Origin of the sequence: Maritimibacter sp., assembly GCF_016774595.1 — a bacterium.
In the GTDB taxonomy this organism is placed as follows: domain Bacteria; phylum Pseudomonadota; class Alphaproteobacteria; order Rhodobacterales; family Rhodobacteraceae; genus Maritimibacter; species Maritimibacter alkaliphilus.
The window spans coordinates 494,394-513,718 of record NZ_JACBWT010000001.1 but is presented as its reverse complement, the minus strand read 5'-3'; the positions used below and the strand labels follow the sequence as shown (position 1 = coordinate 513,718).

General features: G+C 65.5%; 22 protein-coding genes. 15 read left to right on the top strand and 7 right to left on the bottom strand.

Annotation, left to right across the window (positions count from 1 at the left end; genetic code table 11):
• Positions 1 to 14: 14 nt before the first annotated feature.
• The 4 genes from HOY44_RS02625 to HOY44_RS02610 all read left to right on the top strand — a co-directional run bounded on the left by HOY44_RS02625 (position 15) and on the right by HOY44_RS02610 (position 3,472).
• Entirely contained in the window at positions 15 to 1,073 is a 1,059-nt protein-coding gene (locus HOY44_RS02625) for a 4-oxalomesaconate tautomerase (protein ID WP_287432856.1), read from the top strand.
• Position 1,074: 1 nt separating this feature from the next.
• The gene (locus tag HOY44_RS02620; RefSeq protein WP_287432854.1) at positions 1,075 to 1,968 is read left to right on the top strand and encodes an amidohydrolase family protein; all 894 of its coding nucleotides are present in this window, start codon (positions 1,075 to 1,077) and stop codon (positions 1,966 to 1,968) included.
• 283 nt (positions 1,969 to 2,251) lie between these two features.
• Positions 2,252 to 2,611, top strand: coding sequence for a protocatechuate 4,5-dioxygenase subunit alpha (locus HOY44_RS02615; protein ID WP_008335200.1), 360 nt, complete (start codon positions 2,252 to 2,254; stop codon positions 2,609 to 2,611).
• Positions 2,612 to 2,623: 12 nt separating this feature from the next.
• Positions 2,624 to 3,472, top strand: a complete 849-nt coding sequence (locus tag HOY44_RS02610) for a class III extradiol dioxygenase family protein (RefSeq protein ID WP_138422724.1) — start codon at positions 2,624 to 2,626, stop codon at positions 3,470 to 3,472.
• Positions 3,473 to 3,563: 91 nt separating this feature from the next.
• Here HOY44_RS02610 and HOY44_RS02605 read toward each other — a convergent pair whose 3' ends face one another.
• From HOY44_RS02605 to HOY44_RS02595, 3 genes are all read right to left on the bottom strand, one after another.
• Entirely contained in the window at positions 3,564 to 4,988 is a 1,425-nt protein-coding gene (locus HOY44_RS02605; RefSeq protein WP_287432851.1) for a UdgX family uracil-DNA binding protein, read from the bottom strand.
• On the bottom strand, positions 4,988 to 6,220 hold the full coding sequence (locus HOY44_RS02600; RefSeq protein ID WP_287432850.1) for a putative DNA modification/repair radical SAM protein: 1,233 nt from the start codon (positions 6,218 to 6,220) through the stop codon (positions 4,988 to 4,990). The genes HOY44_RS02605 and HOY44_RS02600 overlap by 1 nt, the downstream gene beginning before the upstream one ends.
• A gap of 77 nt (positions 6,221 to 6,297) precedes the next feature.
• Positions 6,298 to 7,923: a long-chain-fatty-acid--CoA ligase gene (locus HOY44_RS02595; protein ID WP_287432849.1), complete on the bottom strand. Its 1,626-nt coding sequence runs from the start codon at positions 7,921 to 7,923 to the stop codon at positions 6,298 to 6,300.
• Between the two features lie 100 nt (positions 7,924 to 8,023).
• On the opposite strand from HOY44_RS02595, the gene HOY44_RS02590 reads away from it, so the two are divergent.
• The gene (locus HOY44_RS02590; RefSeq protein WP_287432848.1) at positions 8,024 to 8,677 is read left to right on the top strand and encodes a sulfotransferase family 2 domain-containing protein; all 654 of its coding nucleotides are present in this window, start codon (positions 8,024 to 8,026) and stop codon (positions 8,675 to 8,677) included.
• Between the two features lie 206 nt (positions 8,678 to 8,883).
• Complete coding sequence (locus tag HOY44_RS02585) at positions 8,884 to 9,537, top strand: Hint domain-containing protein (RefSeq protein ID WP_287432847.1); 654 nt, start codon at positions 8,884 to 8,886, stop codon at positions 9,535 to 9,537.
• A gap of 159 nt (positions 9,538 to 9,696) precedes the next feature.
• On the opposite strand, the gene HOY44_RS02580 is transcribed toward HOY44_RS02585, so the two are convergent.
• From HOY44_RS02580 to HOY44_RS02570, 3 genes are all read right to left on the bottom strand, one after another.
• The gene (locus HOY44_RS02580) at positions 9,697 to 10,194 is read right to left on the bottom strand and encodes a hypothetical protein (RefSeq protein WP_008335210.1); all 498 of its coding nucleotides are present in this window, start codon (positions 10,192 to 10,194) and stop codon (positions 9,697 to 9,699) included.
• 321 nt (positions 10,195 to 10,515) lie between these two features.
• Positions 10,516 to 11,223 (bottom strand): NUDIX hydrolase, encoded by a 708-nt coding sequence (locus HOY44_RS02575; RefSeq protein ID WP_287432846.1) that lies wholly within the window; start codon positions 11,221 to 11,223, stop codon positions 10,516 to 10,518.
• Positions 11,224 to 11,255: 32 nt separating this feature from the next.
• Positions 11,256 to 11,684 (bottom strand): DUF983 domain-containing protein, encoded by a 429-nt coding sequence (locus HOY44_RS02570; RefSeq protein WP_008335213.1) that lies wholly within the window; start codon positions 11,682 to 11,684, stop codon positions 11,256 to 11,258.
• A gap of 223 nt (positions 11,685 to 11,907) precedes the next feature.
• On the opposite strand from HOY44_RS02570, the gene HOY44_RS02565 reads away from it, so the two are divergent.
• The 4 genes from HOY44_RS02565 to HOY44_RS02550 all read left to right on the top strand — a co-directional run bounded on the left by HOY44_RS02565 (position 11,908) and on the right by HOY44_RS02550 (position 14,147).
• Positions 11,908 to 12,570, top strand: coding sequence for an EF-hand domain-containing protein (locus HOY44_RS02565; protein ID WP_287432845.1), 663 nt, complete (start codon positions 11,908 to 11,910; stop codon positions 12,568 to 12,570).
• Positions 12,571 to 12,656: 86 nt separating this feature from the next.
• Positions 12,657 to 13,244 (top strand): RNA polymerase sigma factor, encoded by a 588-nt coding sequence (locus HOY44_RS02560; RefSeq protein WP_287432844.1) that lies wholly within the window; start codon positions 12,657 to 12,659, stop codon positions 13,242 to 13,244.
• A complete protein-coding gene (locus tag HOY44_RS02555) occupies positions 13,231 to 13,626 on the top strand; it encodes a hypothetical protein (RefSeq protein ID WP_287432843.1) in 396 nt (131 codons plus the stop codon). The genes HOY44_RS02560 and HOY44_RS02555 overlap by 14 nt, the downstream gene beginning before the upstream one ends.
• Positions 13,623 to 14,147 (top strand): periplasmic heavy metal sensor, encoded by a 525-nt coding sequence (locus HOY44_RS02550; protein WP_287432842.1) that lies wholly within the window; start codon positions 13,623 to 13,625, stop codon positions 14,145 to 14,147. Before HOY44_RS02555 ends, HOY44_RS02550 begins: the two co-directional genes overlap by 4 nt.
• On the opposite strand, the gene HOY44_RS02545 is transcribed toward HOY44_RS02550, so the two are convergent.
• Entirely contained in the window at positions 14,144 to 15,514 is a 1,371-nt protein-coding gene (locus HOY44_RS02545; RefSeq protein ID WP_287432841.1) for a diguanylate cyclase, read from the bottom strand. The two genes, HOY44_RS02550 and HOY44_RS02545, sit on opposite strands and share 4 nt — an antisense overlap.
• Before the next feature lie 98 nt (positions 15,515 to 15,612).
• Between HOY44_RS02545 and HOY44_RS02540 the strand changes: the two genes are divergently transcribed.
• The 5 genes from HOY44_RS02540 (at position 15,613) to HOY44_RS02520 (ending at position 19,214) form a co-directional block, all read left to right on the top strand.
• Positions 15,613 to 15,891 (top strand): DUF3572 domain-containing protein, encoded by a 279-nt coding sequence (locus HOY44_RS02540; protein ID WP_287432840.1) that lies wholly within the window; start codon positions 15,613 to 15,615, stop codon positions 15,889 to 15,891.
• Entirely contained in the window at positions 15,888 to 16,580 is a 693-nt protein-coding gene (locus tag HOY44_RS02535; protein ID WP_008335225.1) for an HAD family hydrolase, read from the top strand. Before HOY44_RS02540 ends, HOY44_RS02535 begins: the two co-directional genes overlap by 4 nt.
• A 162-nt stretch (positions 16,581 to 16,742) precedes the next feature.
• Positions 16,743 to 17,351, top strand: a complete 609-nt coding sequence (locus tag HOY44_RS02530) for a heme NO-binding domain-containing protein (protein ID WP_287432838.1) — start codon at positions 16,743 to 16,745, stop codon at positions 17,349 to 17,351.
• A complete protein-coding gene (locus HOY44_RS02525; RefSeq protein WP_008335227.1) occupies positions 17,348 to 18,373 on the top strand; it encodes a GGDEF domain-containing protein in 1,026 nt (341 codons plus the stop codon). Before HOY44_RS02530 ends, HOY44_RS02525 begins: the two co-directional genes overlap by 4 nt.
• A 166-nt stretch (positions 18,374 to 18,539) precedes the next feature.
• A complete protein-coding gene (locus HOY44_RS02520; protein WP_287432836.1) occupies positions 18,540 to 19,214 on the top strand; it encodes a response regulator in 675 nt (224 codons plus the stop codon).
• The last annotated feature ends 111 nt before the right edge of the window (positions 19,215 to 19,325 follow it).

Below are 19,325 nucleotides of genomic sequence, written 5' to 3'. Positions count from 1 at the left end.
AGAGGAGGATCGCCGTGAGTGGTGGTGTGCGGTGCATGTGGATGCGGGGCGGGACCTCGAAAGGCGGGTATTTTCTGGCCGAGGATCTGCCGTCGGACGAGGCGGCGCGGGATGCGTTTCTGCTGCGTGTCATGGGAAGCCCCGATGTGCGCCAGATCGACGGGATGGGCGGGACCGATCCGCTGACCTCGAAGGTGGCGGTGGTGAAGCGGTCCGAGCGTGAAGGCGTGGACGTGGATTACCTGTTTTTGCAGGTCTTCGTGGATCAGCCCATCGTGACCGACAAGCAGAACTGCGGGAATATGCTGGCGGGCGTCGGCCCCTTCGCCATCGAGCGCGGGCTGATCCCGGCAACCGGCGATGAGACCAAGGTGTCGATCTACATGGAGAACACCGGGCAGGTGGCGGTCGCCGACGTGAAGACGCCGGGCGGGGTTGTGACCTATGCCGGGGAGGCGTCGATCGACGGGGTGCCGGGAACGGCGGCGCCCATTCCGCTGGAGTTCAAGGACACAGCGGGGTCGTCCTGCGGGGCGCTCTTGCCGACCGGCAACGCTGTGGACACGGTCGAGGGTGTCGAGGTCACGATGATCGACAACGGGATGCCCGTGGTCGTGATGCGCGGCGCGGACATGGGGATCACGGGGGACGAGAGTCCGGAAGAGCTCGAGGCGAACGAGGCGTTGCGCGCGAAGCTCGAGGCGATCCGGCTGGCCTGTGGCCCGATGATGAACCTGGGCGACGTGACAGAGAAATCGGTGCCGAAGATGACGATGGTCACGGCACCCAAGGCCGGGGGCGCGGTCAACACGCGCACCTTCATCCCGCATCGCTGCCACAAGACCATCGGAGTTCTGGGCGCCGTGAGCGTGGCGACCGCCTGTCTGCTCGACGGCTCGCCCGCGCAGGCGCTGGCCGAGACCGGGGAAGGGGCCGAGCGCAGCCTTTCCATCGAACATCCCACGGGCGAAATGACCGTGATCGCGAAACTGGATGCTGGCGGCACGCCGGTGTCCGCCGCCATCCTGCGCACCGCGCGCAAGCTGATGGACGGCGAAGTGTTTGGAGACTGAGATGACTGATGTGCAAGTGAAAGACGCCGACTGGCTGGATTTCCACCCGAACCCGAAAAAGCCGGACTTCAAGCTGCCCGAGGGGGCGGTGGACGCGCATTGCCATGTGTTCGGGCCGTCACCTGAGTTCCCTTTCGCGCCTGAGCGAAAATACACGCCGTGCAACGCGGGCAAGGATAAGCTCTATGAGCTGCGCGATTTTCTGGGCTTCAGCCGGAACGTGATCGTGCAGGCCACCTGCCATGGCAAGGACAACGCTGCGATGGCCGATGCCTGCCGCACGGCAGGCGATCTGGCGCGGGGCGTGGCGAGCGTGCGTCACGACATCACGCGCGAGGAACTGGCGGAACTGGACGAGGCCGGGGTGCGCGGGGTGCGGTTCAACTTCGTCAAACGGCTGGTCGACGCGACGCCGCGCGAGCATTTCATCGAAGTGGCCGAGCGCATTCAGGAATTTGGCTGGTCCATCGTCGTCTATTTCGAAGCGGCCGATCTGGAGGAACTGGTGCCGTTCCTCGAAAGCTTGCCGGGGATCATCGTGGTCGATCACATGGGGCGGCCGGATGTCGAGAAGGGTGTCGATCACCCGGATTTCCAGCGGTTCCTGAAGCTCATGGAGGACAACGACAACATCTGGTCCAAGGTGACCTGCCCGGAGCGTCTGTCGGTGCAAGGCCCGCCCGCCTATGACGACGTGGTGCCGTTCGCGCGCGAGGTGGTGAAGCGGTTCCCGGACCGGGTGCTTTGGGGCACGGACTGGCCGCATCCGAATATGAAAAGCCACATGCCGGATGACGGCAACCTCGTGGATTTCATTCCCAAGATCGCGCCGACGGTGGAGGAACAGCAGAAACTGCTCGTCGACAACCCGATGCGGCTTTACTGGGCGCGCTGAGCGCCACACGGTTTGCGTGGCCGGAGGGTCGGGGCGAGAGATCGCCTCGGCCCATTTCTTTGCGCTATCAGTTTCAGGCAAATGGTGTCCGTCGCATCGGTCGCGCTTGTGCTCGATCCGCCGCCTCTGTTGGCTTATCGGGCCTTTCCGGCGGCATGGGCCGATAAGTTTTGCGTATTCTTCATTCAATCTGCGCCCGGGCCGGTGCCGTTTGATTCAGGTCAAATTCCAGCAGCCACGCGGCATGCGACAAGCCGTCAGGACATGAAAAGGAGGAACGGCCATGCATGATATGCCGGGCTACGATTACCACATCGACATTCCGGGCACGACGATCTTCGACGGCAAGCAGGCCATGAAGGGCTATGCGCTGAACAAGATGTGCTACGACTTCAACCGCGCCGAGAACCGCGAAGGGTTCAAGGCGGACGAAGAGGGCTGGATGGAGAAATACGGCCTGAACGATCAGCAGAAGACTGCCGTGCGCGAACGCAACGTGCTGGGCCTGATCGAGGCCGGGGGCAACATCTATTATCTCGCCAAATTCGCCGGGATCTTCGGTCTGGGCGTGCAGGACGTGGGCGGGCTTCAGACCGGCAAGACCACGGAAGAATTCAAGGAATACCTGGCGAGCCAGGCGTAAGGGGGACGGACAATGGCGAAAATTCTTGGCGGGATCACGACGTCCCACATTCCGGCGGTCGGCAACGCGATCCAGAAAGAGCTTTACGACGATCCGTATTGGAAGCCGTTCTTCGACGGCTATCCGAAGGTCCACCAGTGGATCAAGGATCACAAGCCGGACTATTGCATCAACATCTACAACGACCACGGGCTTGGCTTCTTCCTCGACCGGATGCCGACCTTCGCGATCGGCTGCGCGAACGAGTACCGCAACGAGGACGAGGGCTGGGGCCTGCCCGCGCTCGACCCGTTCCCCGGTGCGCCGGAACTGAGCTGGCATATCGCCGAGAGCATGGTCGCGGATCATTTCGACCTGACGACCTGTCAGGAGCTGGCGGTGGACCACGGCTTCGTCGTGCCGATGCAGCTGTTCTGGCCCGGCGCGCCGCATCACCCGGATATGCCGAAAACGGTGCCGATCTCGGCCAACACCGTGCAGCACCCGATCCCGACGCTGGCGCGGGCGCTGGACTTCGGCAAGGCGCTGGGCAAGGCGCTGCGCTCGTTCCCTGAGGACGCGACGGTCGTGATCCTCGGCACCGGCGGACTGTCGCACCAGTTGGACGGCGAGCGCGCGGGCTTCATCAACAAGGAATTCGACCGCTATTGCCTGGACAATATCGTGTCGAACCCGGAGGAGCTGACCAAGATCACCCGCATGGAGCTGGTCGAAAAGGCCGGCGCGCAGGGGACCGAGTTCCTGATGTGGATGATGATGCGCGGGGCGCTGGGCGACGACGTGAACGAGATCACCCGGAACTACCACATCCCGATTTCGAACACGGCCGCCGGTACGCTTTTGCTGGAATGCGCCGCTTGAGGTGAGGGTGGGAGCGAGGGGCCAGCCCCTCGCGCTCCCCGAGGTTTTTTGAAACAGAGAAGAGGGGGTGCGGGGTTCGCGCTCCCTTTTTCTATTTCGAGAGGAAGCGGTTCGCGGTGCGAAGGTCTTCGATGAACCGGGCTTCTTCGTCGGCTTTCTGGACGGGGTCCGGCAGGCGGAGGATGAAGCTGGGGTGGATCGTCACGAATAACGGCGCGCCGTCGCGGGTTTCTTCCATCCGGCCCCGTCGTTTGAGGAGGTCTTTCCGGCTGCCCGTGAGGCTTTCGAGCGCCGTGGCGCCGAGGGCGACGACAAGGTCGGGGCGGAGACGTTCACGTTCGAGGTCGAGCCACCATCGGCAGTGGTCGATCTCATCCCGGTTCGGCGCCTGATGCAGCCGCCGTTTGCCGCGCGGGGTGAATTTGAAGTGTTTGACGGCGTTGGTGACATAGGCCTTGTCACGCGCGATCCCGGCGCTGGCGAGGGCGCGGTCGAAAAGCTGGCCTGCGGGCCCGACGAAAGGGCGACCTTCGAGGTCTTCGCGGTCGCCGGGTTGTTCGCCCACGAACATCAGGGGCGCATCCGCGGGGCCTTCGCCGGGAACGGCCTGCGTGGCGTTGGCGTGAAGCGGGCAACGGGTGCAGGCGTCGAGCGCGGCGTGGAAGCGGTCTTGCGAGGCGGTGAGCGCCTCCTGCGCCTGGGCCACGCGGGCCACGACCTTTTCGGCGCGTGCGGGGGCGAGGGTGGGCGCGGCTTCGGCCATTTCGCGGGCGCGGGTCTGAGCGGTGGCGATGAGGTCGGGGATCAGCCCCGCCTCCGGCATGTTCTTCCAGTATTTCTTGGGCATCTCGGCCTGCATCGCCTTCGGTTTCAGCCGGGCCGGGTTGAAGATCGAGCGGAAATAGGTGCGCCAGAGATCCTCGGCCGCGTCGCCGGGCAGGTCGGGGCGCGGGGCGGGTTCGGTGAAGGTGAGCCTGCCGGAGGCGAAATGCGCGGTCAGATCGGGGGTGAAGATCGACCAGTCCATGTCGCCGAACCGTTTGGCGAAAAAGGGCGCCGCGAGTTCGAGGATCGGGTGCGACGGCTCGAACCAGGCCGCGAAACGGCGGCGTTCGGTGTCGGAGCCCAGATCGCGGAACCGGACGAAGGCATGCATCTTGTGGCGGTCGCGCCCGACCTCTTTTGCGAGCGCGTTCAGTTTCGCCGAACGCGGGTCGCCCCGGTCGGCAAGGAAACCGCGGTCGGTTTGCAGCGCCCAGAGCGCGGTGTAGAGGCGGGCGAAGCGTTCAGGGTCCGAATGAAACACCACCAGCCGCGCCAGGGCGACGAAAGACTTCGGCACGGTGATCTGCGCGGCCTTCGCAGGGGGCGGGGTGTCCGCGGCGAACAGATCGCGCGCCTCGGTGCCGCGAGACCACAGGATCGCCTCAGGCGGCGTGCGAGCCGTCAGATGCGAGCGGGCGGCGTCGCGCCATGCGTCGTAGACCCCGGTTTGCGGCAATGTGACGTGATGCATCAGAACAGGCTCAACTGCTCGGGCGGCGGGGCGAAGCGCGCCTTGAGGTCCGCCGTGTCGAGGTTGCGTGGCCGCCAGTCGAGCGTGGTGAGGAAGGGGCGGGCGTTTTTCAGGTTCGCGCCCATCCGCACGAGATCGTCGTAGCGCAGCGTGCGGTGGCGCCGGGCGGAGAGGATGCGTTTCACCGTTTTGGTGCCGAGGCCGGGGACGCGCAGGAGCGTTTCGCGTTCGGCCCGGTTCACGTCGACAGGGAAGGCGTGGCGGTTGGCCAGCGCCCAAGCGAGCTTGGGGTCGATGGTCAGGTCGAGGTTGCCGTCAGGGCGGGCCGAGGTGATTTCGCCCACGTCGAAGCCGTAGAACCGCATGAGCCAGTCGGCCTGATAAAGCCGGTGTTCCCGCACGAGAGGGGGCGAGATCAGCGGCAGGGCGGCGGACGCGTCGGGGATCGGCGAGAAGGCGGAGTAGTAGACGCGTTTGAGGCCGTAGCTTGCGTAAAGCCGGGTGGAGCTTTGCAGGATCGTCGCGTCGGTCGCGCCGTCCGCGCCCACGATCATCTGGGTCGACTGGCCGGCCGGTGCGAATTTCGGCGCGCGGCGGCCGGTGTGGGTCTTGTCGCCCGCGGCCTCCTTGCGCAGGCGAACGTCGGCCATCGCCTTGCGGATGCGGGCGGGGGATTTCTCCGGCGCGTAGGATTTGACCGCGGCGTCGGTGGGCAGTTCCACGTTGATCGACAGGCGGTCGGCATAGCGCCCCGCCTCGTCCAGAAGGTCGGGCGAGGCGTCGGGGATGGTCTTGAGGTGGATGTAGCCGCGAAAGCTGTGATCCTCGCGCAGCATGCGAGCGATGCGCACCATGTCGGCCATCGTGTCGTCCGGGGTGCGGATGATGCCGGAGGACAGAAACAGCCCCTCGATGTAGTTGCGGCGGTAGAACTCGAGCGTGAGGGTGACGACCTCTTCCGGTGTGAACCGCGCGCGGGTCACATTGCTGCTGACACGATTCACGCAATAGGCGCAGTCGTAGATGCAGAAGTTCGTCATCAGAATCTTGAGCAGGCTGATGCAACGCCCGTCCGGCGCATAGGCGTGGCAGATGCCGGCGCCGGTGGTCGAGCCGATCCCTTTGCCGTCGCGCGAGTCGCGCCTCTGGCCCCCGCTGGAGGCACAGGAGGCATCGTATTTCGCGGCATCGGACAGGATCGCGAGTTTCTGGTCGAGGGTCAGCGTGGCCATTTGTTCACTATATGTTCACGTTCCTGCCTGGGCAATCCGGGCAGGCGGTGACATTTTAGTGAACGTAAGAGTCTCGCTTACAAATCGGCGACCATCTTGCGCAATTCGAACTTCTGGATCTTGCCGGTCGAGGTTTTGGGCAGCTCGGTGAAGACGACCTTTTTCGGGGTCTTGAAGCCCGCAAGCTGGGCGCGGGTGTGGGCGATCAGCTCGTCCTCGGTGACCTTGGCCCCTTCCTTCAACTCGACGAAGGCGCAGGGCACCTCGCCCCATTTCTCATCCGGTTTGGCGACCACGGCGCAAAGCGCCACGGCGGGGTGGTGCATGAGCACATCCTCGACCTCGACCGACGACACGTTCTCGCCGCCCGAGATGATGACGTCCTTCGCGCGGTCGGTGATCTTGATGTAGCCGTCGGGATGCTGGAACGCGATGTCGCCGGAGTGGAAATAGCCGCCCTTGAAGGCTTTGGCGGTTTCCTCGGGGTTCTTGAGGTAACCTTTCATGACCACGTTCCCGCGCGCCATGATCTCGCCCACCGTCTCGCCGTCCCACGGCACCTGCTGCATCCGGTCGTCCAGCACCGTCACCTCCTCCATATCCGCGTGACCCACGCCCTGACGGGCCTTGATCGCGTAGCGTTCGGTGTCGGGCTTGTCCTCCCACTCGTCTTTCCAGAGCGTCTCGGTGATGTGGCCATAGGTCTCGGTCAGGCCGTAGACCTGACAGACGTGGAACCCCAAAGGCTCGATCCCCGCCAAAACGGCGGCAGGGGGCGGGGCGCCTGCCGTATAGACCTCGACCGTATGATCGAAGGCGCGGCGGTCGGCCTCTTTCGCGTTCACGATCATGCCCAGAACGATGGGCGCGCCGCCGAAATGGGTCACGCCCTCGTCCGCGATGGCGTCGTAGACCGCCTTGGCCGTGATGTCACGGCAGGTGACGATGGTGGCGCCGACGGCGGGCATGGTCCAGGTGTGGCACCAGTTGTTGCAGTGAAACAGCGGCACGATGGTCAGATAGCGGGTCTTGGGTGTCAGCGCCCATGCCACCGCGACGCCCATCGTGTGCAGGTAGGCGCCGCGATGGGAATAGACCACGCCCTTGGGGCGGCCCGTTGTGCCGGAAGTGTAATTGAGCGCGAGGCTTTCCCACTCGTCCTCGGGCATGATCCAGTCGAAACCGGGATCGCCGGAGGCCAGAAATTCCTCATATTCCTCGTGGCGTCCCGTGGCCGGAAAGCCCGCTTCGGGCGCTGCGACTTCCACCACCTTGGGTTTGGGGCCATTCATCTGGGTCAGGGCCTTTTCCACGACCGACAGGAACTGCGTGTCGCACAGGACGACCTTGGCCTCGCCGTGTTCAAGGATATAGGCGACGGTGCCGACATCCAGCCGCACGTTGATCGTGTTCAGGATCGCGCCGGCGGCGGGCACGCCCCAGCTTGCCTCGACCTGCGCCAGCGTGTTGGGAATGACCGTCGCGACCACGTCACCGGGGGCGACACCGTTGCGCGCGAGGGCCGAGGCAAAGCGGGTGGCCCGTTCGAAGGTCTGGCCCCAAGTGAACCGGCGATCAGCATGGACGACCGAGGTGCGTTCGGGAAACAGCCGGTTCGCGCGCCGGATATGCGACAAGGGCGTGAGCGGCACGAAGTTCGCCGCGTTCTTGTCCAGTCCGGTCTCATCCTTGAGCCAACCCATGATGTCCCTCCCGTAAAACCTCGGACCCCGATTAGGGCGGATCGGCCCCGCGCGGTCAATCCGGGTTTTTTCGTATGCGCCGGGGGTTTAGGGTCGGCCCATGATCATTTCACGCGGCCGCCGCTACATTTTCGTCCACGCGCCCAAGACGGGGGGCACGTCGCTGGCCCTCATGCTCGAGGACAAGGCGATGAAGGACGACATCATGCTCGGCGATACGCCGAAAGCGAAGAAACGGCGCGGCAAGGTGAAGGGGATCGAGACATCCGGGCGGCTGTGGAAGCATTCGATGCTCTCGGATCTTTACGGGCTGGTGACGCAACAGGAGATGGAGGATTTCTTCGTCTTCACCCTCGTGCGCAACCCGTGGGACCGGATGGTGAGCTACTATCACTGGCTTCAGGCGCAGAGCTTCGATCATCCGGCGGTGGGCAAAGCCAAGGCGCTGGCCTTCGAGGATTTCGTGACCGACCCGATGATCCTGAGGTCGATGGAATTGAACCCCTATGGCCGCTATGTCGAGGATCAGGACGGGATCGAGCGCGGGGACCATTTCATCCGGCTCGAGCACTTGCGCGAGGATCTGGAACTGGTCGAGGCCACACTTGGGGTGAAATTTCACGAAATTGCCCATGAAAACGCCTCGAATCGGGGGCGAGACTATCGAAGTGCCTACGATCAAAGGGGCCGAGAGGCGGTTGGAAAGGCCTGCGCCACCGATATCGAGCGGTTCGGCTACCGGTTCGACGGGTAAGTCTGTCGCGCTTGGGGCGACAATGCGGCGGACTGTGCCGGGATCGTGCGAGAATTCGCAACATTGACTAAAATTCACCTTATTTCTGCCCGAGAATCTGCCCTGAGCCTTTCCAGTCTGTGAACAAGCGACGAGGCCACATGGGCTGCCACCCGGTCTTGTCGCGATCGAAGACTGGGGAATGACCGATGTTCGGGATGCACGACATGCGCGCCACAAGCGCCAGCCGCCAGCGGGCGGGGCGTTCCGACGACGTGTCGGGCGAAGCCTACTGCACCACCGGCCTTGTCGCCGGCACCCGGATCGCAACCGCGATGGGATGGCGGGCGGTCGAGGCGATCGCGGTCGGTGACCTCGTCCTCACCTTCGACAACGGCCTGCAACCGGTCGTCGCCGTGACCCGCACGCCGGTCGCCACACCCCTGCGCCCCTCGTCCCAGACCATGCCCGTCGTCGTGCCCGCCGGGGCCCTCGGCAACGCGACCCCCATGACGCTTACGGCCGAGCAGCGGGTCGTCGTCGAAAGCGACGCGGCCGAAGACCTGTTCGGAGATCCCTTCGCGGTGCTCAAGGCCCGTGATCTGGTCGGCTACGCCGGGATCGCGCAGGATGCGGCGCAGGTGCACGCCGTCCTTACACTCCATTTCGCCGAAGATCAGGTTCTGCACGTCGATGGCGGCGCGCTGATCGTGGCCACGGCGGATATCCCTGGCGAGACGACACTCGCCTTCCTGACCAGAACGCCGAAACCGGCACCCTATGCAACCTATGACGGTCCGGCGGCACGTATGCTCGTGTCCGCCATGACCGACCCGGATGCCCGGCTGGGGGAGGGGGGGCTTTTGCGACCCGCCGCCTAGAACGGGCCGCGACGCGCGCCTTCCGCACCCTCGGCGCGCGTCGCGATTTCCCTTAGACCTTACCGAGTTTTTCGCGCTCGTTCCTGCCCCCCCATATCACCAGCGCGAAATGGCCCCGTCCGACCCCCTTGCCGGACGGGGCCTTCTTATATCCGGGGGTCAGTGATGGAACCGCTGTGTGGGGAAGGCGATGATACCGTCATCCGAAAGCTGTTTCGAGGCATGGGACGACCCCGCGCGAGCGGCTTCGATCAGGTCGCGCACGCCTTCGGGCGGATGGCCCGTCGCGGCGGCGATCACGTCGCGCATATGCGGGAACGAGTAAGCCTGTTCGGTGAGAGCGGCGGCGCCATAGGCGGTCTGGCCGAGACCGGAGTAATGGCGCAGCGATCCCCCGGCGCGGCGCAGCCGTCGTTCGAAGATCGAGCAGGCGATGAGGCAGCAATCCGCAAGGCCCCGCAGTTCGCGCGCATCCGCCCGTCGGTCCATCGCCGAGACCACCCGGATCGTCAGCCCGTCGACATGCACCTGTTCGCGCATGTAGCGGGCGAGGGTGATCGCTATGTAGTGCCGCAAGGTATCGGTGAGCGTAATGCCTGTTTCCTGCATTCCATCGCCGACAAGGTCGTTGGCGGCGGCGACCAGCGCATCCTGCATCACGTGACCTCCTGTTCTTGTCTTTGGGTCCGTGCAGTCTCAACGCCGGACCATGGGAAAAAGGTTAACGCGCCGCCAAATTTGATCAAAAGAATTTTTCCGAGTGTGGCGAATGTGTTGCGGGATTGCCCGCGCCCTGTGCGCCTTTGCCCGAAAGCCGTGCGGTCTGTGGACGGTATCAAGCGGAGCGGGCGTGCGCCCGCGCATGTCTTGCGCGGGTCCGCCTGCGGCAGACACCGCGCGGGTGGGGGAGGCCAGCCTCCCCGCGACGTCGGCAAGCCGCCGTCGCCCCCCTCCGAGGTTTCCGGAAACGAAGAAGGATCAGGCGAGCGGGCTTTGGCCGCCGAGCCGGATGAAAAGCGACTCTTCCTCGTCGTTCTTGAAATAGGGCACCGATGCGGGGGCATCGAGATCGGGAAGGCGTCCCGCGATTTCGGCGAGCACGACCTGCGTGATGAACGGCAGGTCGAAATCGCGCACGTCGCTGAGTGCGATCCACTGAAGGTGGCTGAGTTCGTCTTCGGCCCGCGAGAAGTCGTCTGGATCGGTCTTGATCCGGGCCGCGTCGGCCACGAAGAACCGCGCGTCGAACCGGCGCGAGCGTCCCGGCGGCGTGATCGCGCGGAACACGAAGGCGAGCCCGTCCGGCGAGGGCAGGTAGCCCGCCCTCGCGAAGCCTTCCCATGTCGGCGGCGGGGCGGTCGGCCAGTCGCCGGGGGTGCCGAGGATCTGCCCGGTTTCCTCGAAAAGCTCACGGATCGCGGCGGCGAGGAGTGCGGGGCCGATCCCGTCCTTGGCGTCCTCACCCAGTCGGGTGCGGCAAGGCTCGGCCCCCTTGTCGCCCAGCGGCAGGCCGTGATCGGCCTTGTCGACCGCGCCGCCCGGAAAGACGAACTTGTTCGGCATGAACGCGGCCTTGGCGCCGCGCTGGCCCATCAGGACGCGCGGCTTGGTGTCCGCGTCACGGATCAGCACGACGGTGGCCGCGTCGCGGATCACCTTGGATTTGTCGATGGTCTCGGTCGCCATGGGCCTCCCTCGCGCGGGGGGAAGCGCCCGCGTCAGTTTTCGCTTTTGGCCTCGGGCGGGGCGAAGCCATGCATCCGCTTGGCCCACTGCACCCCCACCATGAGGCCCTTGAACCTTGGCAGAAGGTAGAGGGAGAGCGCAACCGCGAGGATCGCCAGAACCGAGAACAGCACCATCGGATCGGGGCGGAAGATGGTGAAGCCGTAGTGGAAGAACGGCACCATCAGGTGACCGACCACGAGAATGGTGAGATAGGCCGGGCCGTCGTCGGCGCGTTGGTGATGCAGTTCCTCGCCGCAGACCGGGCAGGTCTCGCGCACCTTGAGGTAGCTTTTCATCAACGGGCCGGTGCCGCACTGCGGGCACTTGCGCCGCCACCCGCGCCAGACGGCGGGTTTCAGCGGGCGTTCGTCGCCGGTGTCGGTGGCGCGTGCCAGATCGGCGGTCGTCGAGGCGTCCATGCGTGTCTCTCAAAGTGGTCTGTTCGCTTTGGGTTTACCTAGGGACTTCGCGCCGGGTTGCCTATGGCGCGATATGTCGCGCCGCCCGGATCGGCGGAATGATGCACGTTTTTTTTCGTCATGTGCGACGGAACCGGGCAGGGTGCCCGTTTGAAGGTCATGCAGGGCGCGAGAAACGCCCGGCTTCAAGGCAGGACACCTTGAACCCCGAGAGGAGTAAGACATGAAACGAGCACTCAAGATAGCGGGCTACGGCCTTTTGACCGCATCGGCCCTGACTTTGGCCGCAACCGGCGTGGCCTCGGCCAAGCCCGGCGGGCACCGGTCGGACGACATGCGCGGCATGATGCGCGGACCGCAGATGAGTTTCACCGAACTCGATGCCAATGGCGACGGGGCGCTTACGCCCGAAGATGCTCTGCAACGCGCGACCGAGCGGTTCGCCGAGGCCGATGCCGATGGCGACGGGTCGGTCACGCTTCAGGAGCTGACCGATGCCGGTGTGGCGCGGTTCGAAGAGAAGTATCAGCAGCGCGTGAACGCCGCTGCGCCGGGCGAAGTGCCGGGGCGTCCGTCGGATGCGCAGGTTCTGGCGCGGGCCGAGAAGATGGCGAGCGGTCTGCTCCAGCGCGCGGATACCGACGGGAACGGTGCGATCGACGAGGCCGAGATGCAGGCGATGCCGGGTCTCGACCGGCTGATCGCCCGGGCCGATACCGACGATGACGGTGCGGTTTCGGAAGAGGAGTTCGATGCGGCGCGCCAGAAGGTGCTGTCGCGGATGGACCGGTTCGAAGAGCGCGGCGGGCGTGAGGGCCATTCGATGCGGGACGGTCACGGCCCGCGCGGGGGCGAGCGGATGCCGCAGATGCCCGACCGGCACTAAGAGTTGCGTGACCGGGGCGGGTCCCTTCGGGGGCCTGCCCATCCGGATTGCGCGCGTGAAGGGGACAGAGTTTACTACCGGACGCGATGGATATGGCATTCGACCAAGCCCGAGACGTCTCGGACGAGGCGCTTCTGGTCGCCTATGGCAACGGCGACCGTGAGGCGGCCCGGCTTCTGACCGCGCGCCTTGCGCCGCGGGTGCTGGGGTTCGCCGCGCGTATGCTGGGCGGCGACCGGGCCGAGGCCGAGGACGTGACGCAGGAGGCCATGTTGCGCCTGTGGAAGATCGCACCCGATTGGCGGCAGGGCGAAGCGAAGGTGTCGACGTGGCTGTTTCGCGTGGCATCGAACCTGTGCACCGACCGTCTGCGCAAGCGCCGAAGCGTGGACATCGACAGCGTGGCGGAACCCGAGGACGATGCGCCGGGGGCCGTGGCGGGGCTGATCGAAGCCGACCGGGCGCGGGCGCTCGAAGGGGCGCTGGCGCAATTGCCGGACCGGCAAAGGGAAGCGGTGGTGCTCAGGCATCTCGAGGGGCTGACGAACCCCGAGATCGCCGAAGCGATGGAGATCAGCGTCGAGGCGGTCGAAAGCCTGACCGCCCGGGGCAAAAGGACGCTGGCCGGGATACTCTCCGGCCGGCGCGAGGAGTTGGGATATGGCTCGGATTGACGAAAACGGTCGCGACGACGCGATGCTGGACGAGTTCTTCGAAGCGGGGCGGGCCGACGCGCCCGTGCCGTCCTTGGATCTTCTGGCGCGGATCATGGCGGATGCCGAGGGCGAAGCGGTCGCGCGCGAACATGTAAAGCCCGTGTCGCGCAGCCGGCGCGGATTGTTCGCGGCGCTGGCGGCGGTGATCGGAGGATGGCCCGCGCTCGCCGGAATGGCCACGGCTGCGGCGGCGGGGGTCTGGATCGGCGCGGCCCAGCCCGAGGCGCTGACCGTGTTGACGGGTGGTGTGCTTTCCACCTCGGCGTCGGACTTTGAACTGGAAGAGATTTATCCGGGCTATTCGGCCTATGTCACTTATCAGGAGGCGATGTCGCAATGAGCGGGACAGACACATCGACGCGGCGCGGGTTCCCGATCTGGGCCAAGGCGCTTCTTGCCGTATCGCTCGCGCTGAACCTGCTTGTGGCGGGTGTGGTGGTCGGGGCGCGGTTCGATGGTGACGGGCCGAAGGGTCCGCCGGGCCGCTCGACACGGGATGCGCGGTCGTCCTTCGATCCTGCGCTGGGCCCGTTTTCGCGGTCGCTGCCCGATCCGTACCGTGAGCAGGCCGTCCAAGCGTTGCGCGAACGGGCGGGGGATTACCGCGACAACCGGGCGCAACTGGCCGATCAGCTGGCCACGATGCTGACGATCCTGCGGGCGCAGGAGTTCGACGAGGAGGCGCTGCGGGCGGTCATGGCCGCGCAGACCGAACTGTTCGAACGGCGTGGCGAAATCGGGCGTGACGTGGTCGTGGAGCAGATCGCCGCGATGTCCGCCGACGAACGCGCGGCGCTGGCGGCGCGTATGGAAGAGGGGTTCAAACGGGCGATGGACCGGGCCAAGCCGCCGAAACGCTAGGCCGCGCTGCGTTCGGGCGCGCAGGTCACGATGTTGCGCCCCCCGGCCTTGGACACGTAAAGCGCCCGGTCGGCCTGATCCCACAACTCGCGCGGGTTGCTTATCGCGCTGGAACACAGCGCCATGCCGATGGACAGGGTGACCGAAATTGGGGTCTGTCCGTCACGGGCGTCGACCGGGGTATCGGCGACGGCGGCCCGCAGGCGCTCGGCGGTCAGCCGCGCCTCGTCCCCGGTGGTGTCGCGCAGCACGACAAGGAATTCCTCGCCCCCGATGCGCGCGACGAGGTCGATCTCACGCAAGGTGGCTTTCAGGCGGCGCGCGGTCTCCACCAGCACGTCGTCGCCGGCGAGATGGCCGAAGCGGTCGTTGACCGATTTGAAGTGATCGAGGTCCAGCAAAAGCATGGCGCAGGATCGGCGCGTGGCCCCATGTTCTTTCTGCATCCGGGCGAGGTAACCGTCGGCGTAACGGCGGTTGAACAGCCCCGTGAGCGGATCGCGCAAGGCCTCGTCCAGTTGGTCCTCGACGCGGGCGCGCAGCCGGTCGGTTTCCCGTTTCCGGTCCAGAAGCCGGTCCAGACGTGCGGCCAGTTCCGCGCTGGAGAAGGTGCCGCGCATCACGGCGTCCGCCCCGAAGTCGAAAGCCATGTCGGCGGTGTCGTCACGCTCGCGCGGCGTGTGCAGCAGGACGAGCGCGTGGCGCGTCGACGGTCGGGCGCGCAATTCCGCGACAAGCCCAAGCGCCGCGCCTGGGTTGCCCGATGTCAGCGCGATGACATAGGCATCGCCCTCGGCCTCCGGTTCCAGCGCGGTCGCAGACGTGGCGAGCGTCACCTTTGCACCCGAGGCGGCGGCGATCCGGCTGCGCCAGCCCGGCCCTTCGGTCGCGGTGGGGGGAACCACCGTGATGCGGGCGCGTGGCGCGAACCCGGCGGAGGCTTCGGCGAATGCGTCGGCTGCGCCCAGGGGCTGACGGCGCAAAAGCTCCTCCCGCTCGGCGCGTTTGCGGGTCAGGTTGCGCAGAAGGGCGAGCAGAAGCGCCTCGCCCGGAAGGTCGGTCAGGCATTCCTCGGCCCCCGCCTCCAGCGCGGCGATCCGGGCCACCCTGTCGTCGGCCGCGCCGTAGATCACGACGGGCACCTCGGCCAGATCGGGCCGGGCCTTCAGGGCGCGGCAGGCGGCGATACCGCCGCCGGGAAAGTCGATGTCGATCAGGATGACATCGGGTTTGTCGGCGAAGGCGCGCGTCAGCAGCTCGTCCCGCGTGCGCGCCTGTGTCACGCTGTGCCGCGCCGCTGCCAGCCGCGCCTTGAGCGCGATCCGGTCGGTGACGAGGTCGTCTGCGATGATGATGCGTCCGCCCATTCTTTTCTGCTCGATTTTGTATTAAGTGCTCCGCGATTGGGTAATCTTTGCCCAAGAAGTCTTAACAAAGGGTTTCTCCCGGTCGGGATGAGGGGCAGATGAAGCAGGAAATGGCCGAAACCATCGGTTTACAGGCACTTGGCTGGCTTGCGGGCAACGATGACCTGCTCCCGGTCTTTCTGGGTTCGACGGGCGGTGACGTGGGCGCGTTGCGCGAAGGGGCAAGTGATCCGCAGTTCCTTGCCGCCGTGCTCGACTTCATCACGATGGACGATGCCTGGGTCATGGCGTTCTGCGATGCGTCCGGGCTGGACTATGCGCAGCCGATGCAGGCCCGGCAGGCGTTGCCCGGCGGAGGCGAGGTAAACTGGACATGAACCGCAAGGTGGATGCGATCCTGTTCGACAAGGATGGCACGCTGTTCGATTTCGATGCGACCTGGACGGTCTGGGCGAACACGGTCATCGAACGTCTTGCACAGGGCGACCCCGCGCTGGCGGACGCGATCGCGGAGGCGGTCGAGTTCGACCGGGCCACAGGCCGCTTTCGGGACGCATCGGTCGTGATCGCCGGGACGCCCGACGATGTCGCCAAGGCCGTCGCGCCGGTTCTGGGCATCGCGCCGGATGTGCTGATCGGTGGCATGAACGCCGCCGCCGCGACCGCTCCGATGGCCGAAGCCGTGCCTTTGGTGCCGCTTCTCACAGGATTGCGGGCCAAAGGCCTCAAACTCGGCGTGGCGACCAACGATGGCGAGGTTCCGGCGCGTGCGCATCTGGGAAGCGCGGGCGTTGTCGAGGCCTTCGATTTCATCGCCGGGTCCGACAGCGGCTGGGCGCCCAAACCGGACCCGGCCATGTGTCTGGCCTTTGCCGAGGCCATGAACCTTGCGCCGCACCGGATCGCGATGGTCGGTGACAGCCTGCACGATCTCGTCGCCGCCCGCGCAGCCGGGATGCACGCGGTGGCGGTGCTGACGGGTCACGCCGATGAGCGCCGACTCACCGGACATGCGGATGTCGTTCTGCCCGACATCGGTTACCTCCCCGGTTGGTTGGGGTTTTGAGCGCACCACCTGAGGTGGATCGCGTTAACCTATTGATAACATTTGTTTTGAATTCTGCGCCGAGAACGCCGACTTTGCGCGCGGTCGGTGCTTCGTTCGCCTGATTTTTCCGGTTTCTTAACCCCGCAACTCTAGTCTTAAGACTTAATTGAGGGTTCCAGCATGCATGGCATTATTTGCCGTTCTTTCGAAATGTTCGTGAGGTCCGCCTACGGGGCGGAGCTATGGGGCGCGGCGCTGGATCAACTCGACCTGCCGTTCGACGGGTTCGAGACGATGTTCCAATACGACGACCATCTGGCGGATCGCCTCGTGTCCTGCTGCGCCATCCTTCTGGGCAAACCGCGCGACGCGCTTTTGGAAGACTTCGGAACCTTTCTCATCACCGCTACGCCGTCCGGGCGGGTGCGCCGACTGCTGCGGTTCGGCGGCCTCGACTACGAGGATTTCCTGCATTCGCTCGAAGACCTGCCGGGGCGTGTCGCGCTCGCGGTTCCCGACATCGGCCTGCCGGATCTCGTGCTCTACGAAATCGAACCCGGACGCTTCGAACTCGCCTGCCGGAGCAAGGTCAGGGGCGCAGGGCATGTCATCGCGGGGCTCTTGCGGGCGATGGCGGACGACTACGGCGCGCTTGTGCTGCTCGACCACGTGGGTCGCCGCCGAAGTGTCGAGATTATCGACATCCATCTTCTCGAATCTTCGTATTCCGAAGGGCGCGGCTTCGATCTGAGCGAAGGCGGGCTGACGGCGGCGGGGCAGGTCGGATGAACGACATGACACCGTTGCGCGTGACCGTTTCGGGCCGCGGACTGGACCGGCTCATGCCCCTTCACCTCCTGCTCGATATGGAGGGGCGGATCGTGCAGGTCGGCCCCACGATGGCCAAGGTTCTGCAAGGGCAGACCTTTCTCGGCCAGCGGATGCTGGACCTGTTCGACCTCAAACGCCCGCGCGAGGACGAGATTTTGGCGCTGCTCGAAAAGGGGGCGACCGGCAAGGTGCTGCTGCGCCTGCGCGCTTATCCCCAAACGCAATTCATCGGAAGTGCGGTGACCTTGCCCGACCACGCGGGTGTGCTGGTCAACCTGTCCTTCGGCATCTCGACCTTCGACGCAGTGCGCGATTTCCGGCTCGCCGGTTCGGATTTCGCGCCGACCGACCTGACGCTCGAACTGCTCTATGTCGCCGAGGCGAATGCGGCGGCGATGGCCGAGAGCCGTGCCTTGAACGAACGGTTGCACGGGGCCAAGCAACTGGCGGAATCCGAGGCGCATACGGATGCGCTGACCGGGCTGCGCAACCGGCGGGCGCTGGATCAGGAACTCCACCGGCTGATCGAGCGCCGGGTTCCGTTCACGCTCGCCCATCTCGATCTCGATTTCTTCAAGTCGGTGAACGACACGCTGGGCCACGCGGCTGGCGATTTCGTTCTGGGTCAGGTGGCCCGCGTTCTGGTGGAAGAGACGCGAACGAACGACGTGGTCGCACGGGTCGGGGGCGACGAATTCGTCCTCCTTTTCATCGGTTTGACGGATCGGGAGCGGATTTCGGCGCTCGCCGGGCGGATCATCGGACGGCTTGAGGAACCCATGCCGTTCCATGGCACGCCCTGCCGGGTGTCCGGGTCCATCGGCCTCGTGCTGTCGACGCAATACGAGCGGCCGGATGCCGAACGGATCATGGCGGATGCGGATACGGCGCTCTACGCGTCGAAAGAGTCGGGTCGGTCGCGGTTCACCTTCATCAACCCGAAGATCGGCACGATGGAATATGGTCCGAGGGCCGGGTGATCGCCCTAGATCGTGGCCAGAGCGGCGCCAGATCGAACACCGTTCCGCGGTCCCGAACCTCTCCGACCTTTCGCCAATTTGAGGCGGGATCGTGCGTTGCTAGCCTCGATGCGTGACGAATGGGTGGCGGGGCGACCCCCGCGACCCGTCGCAGGCGACCGCAACCATGACGGAGGGGGCCTTGAACTCAGCAATGATCGTCGACGATCACCCGCTGTTCTGCGACGCACTTTCCATGACGCTCAGGGCCTCGATGGGGATCGAGCATGTGGTGACGGCGGGCACGCTGGAAGCGGCGTTGGATCACCTCGCGCGCGCCACGGCCCCGGATGTCATCCTGCTCGACCTGAACCTGCCCGATGTTCACGGTCTCGAAGGGCTGGTCCGGCTCGTGAAATCCAGCGCCGAGACGCCCGTCATCATCGTCTCGTCCGAGACCGAGTCGCGCGTGGTCCGGTCGGCCATTCGGGTCGGCGCGGCGGGATATGTGCCCAAACATTCCTCGCGCGACACCTTTCGGCTGGCCCTGACCCAGATCATGCGCGGCGAGGTCTATGCGCCCGAGGTCGCGCTGTCTCATCAGTCCGCGAATGCGCCGCTCACGGCTCGTGAAGACGCGCTCGTGCGGATTTCCCACCTGACCCGGCAACAGGCGCGCATTCTCCAACTCATCTGCGTGGGGCAGATGAACAAGCAGATCGCATATGAACTGTCGATTGCCGAAACGACGGTGAAGGCTCACGTCACCGCGATCATGCGAAAGCTCGGGGTGCAAAGCCGCACGCAGGCCGTGCTGATCGCGCAGGAGGCCAATTTCAGCTCGCTGCTTCAGGACAACTGAGGCCGCGCGGTTCCCGCCTTTTGAGACAATCCTCCGGTTATTCGCGCAGGTTCAAAACGTCCTGAAGGTCGCTCGACCTTGGTCGTATAGGGCGCGCTGCGGGGCGGGAGT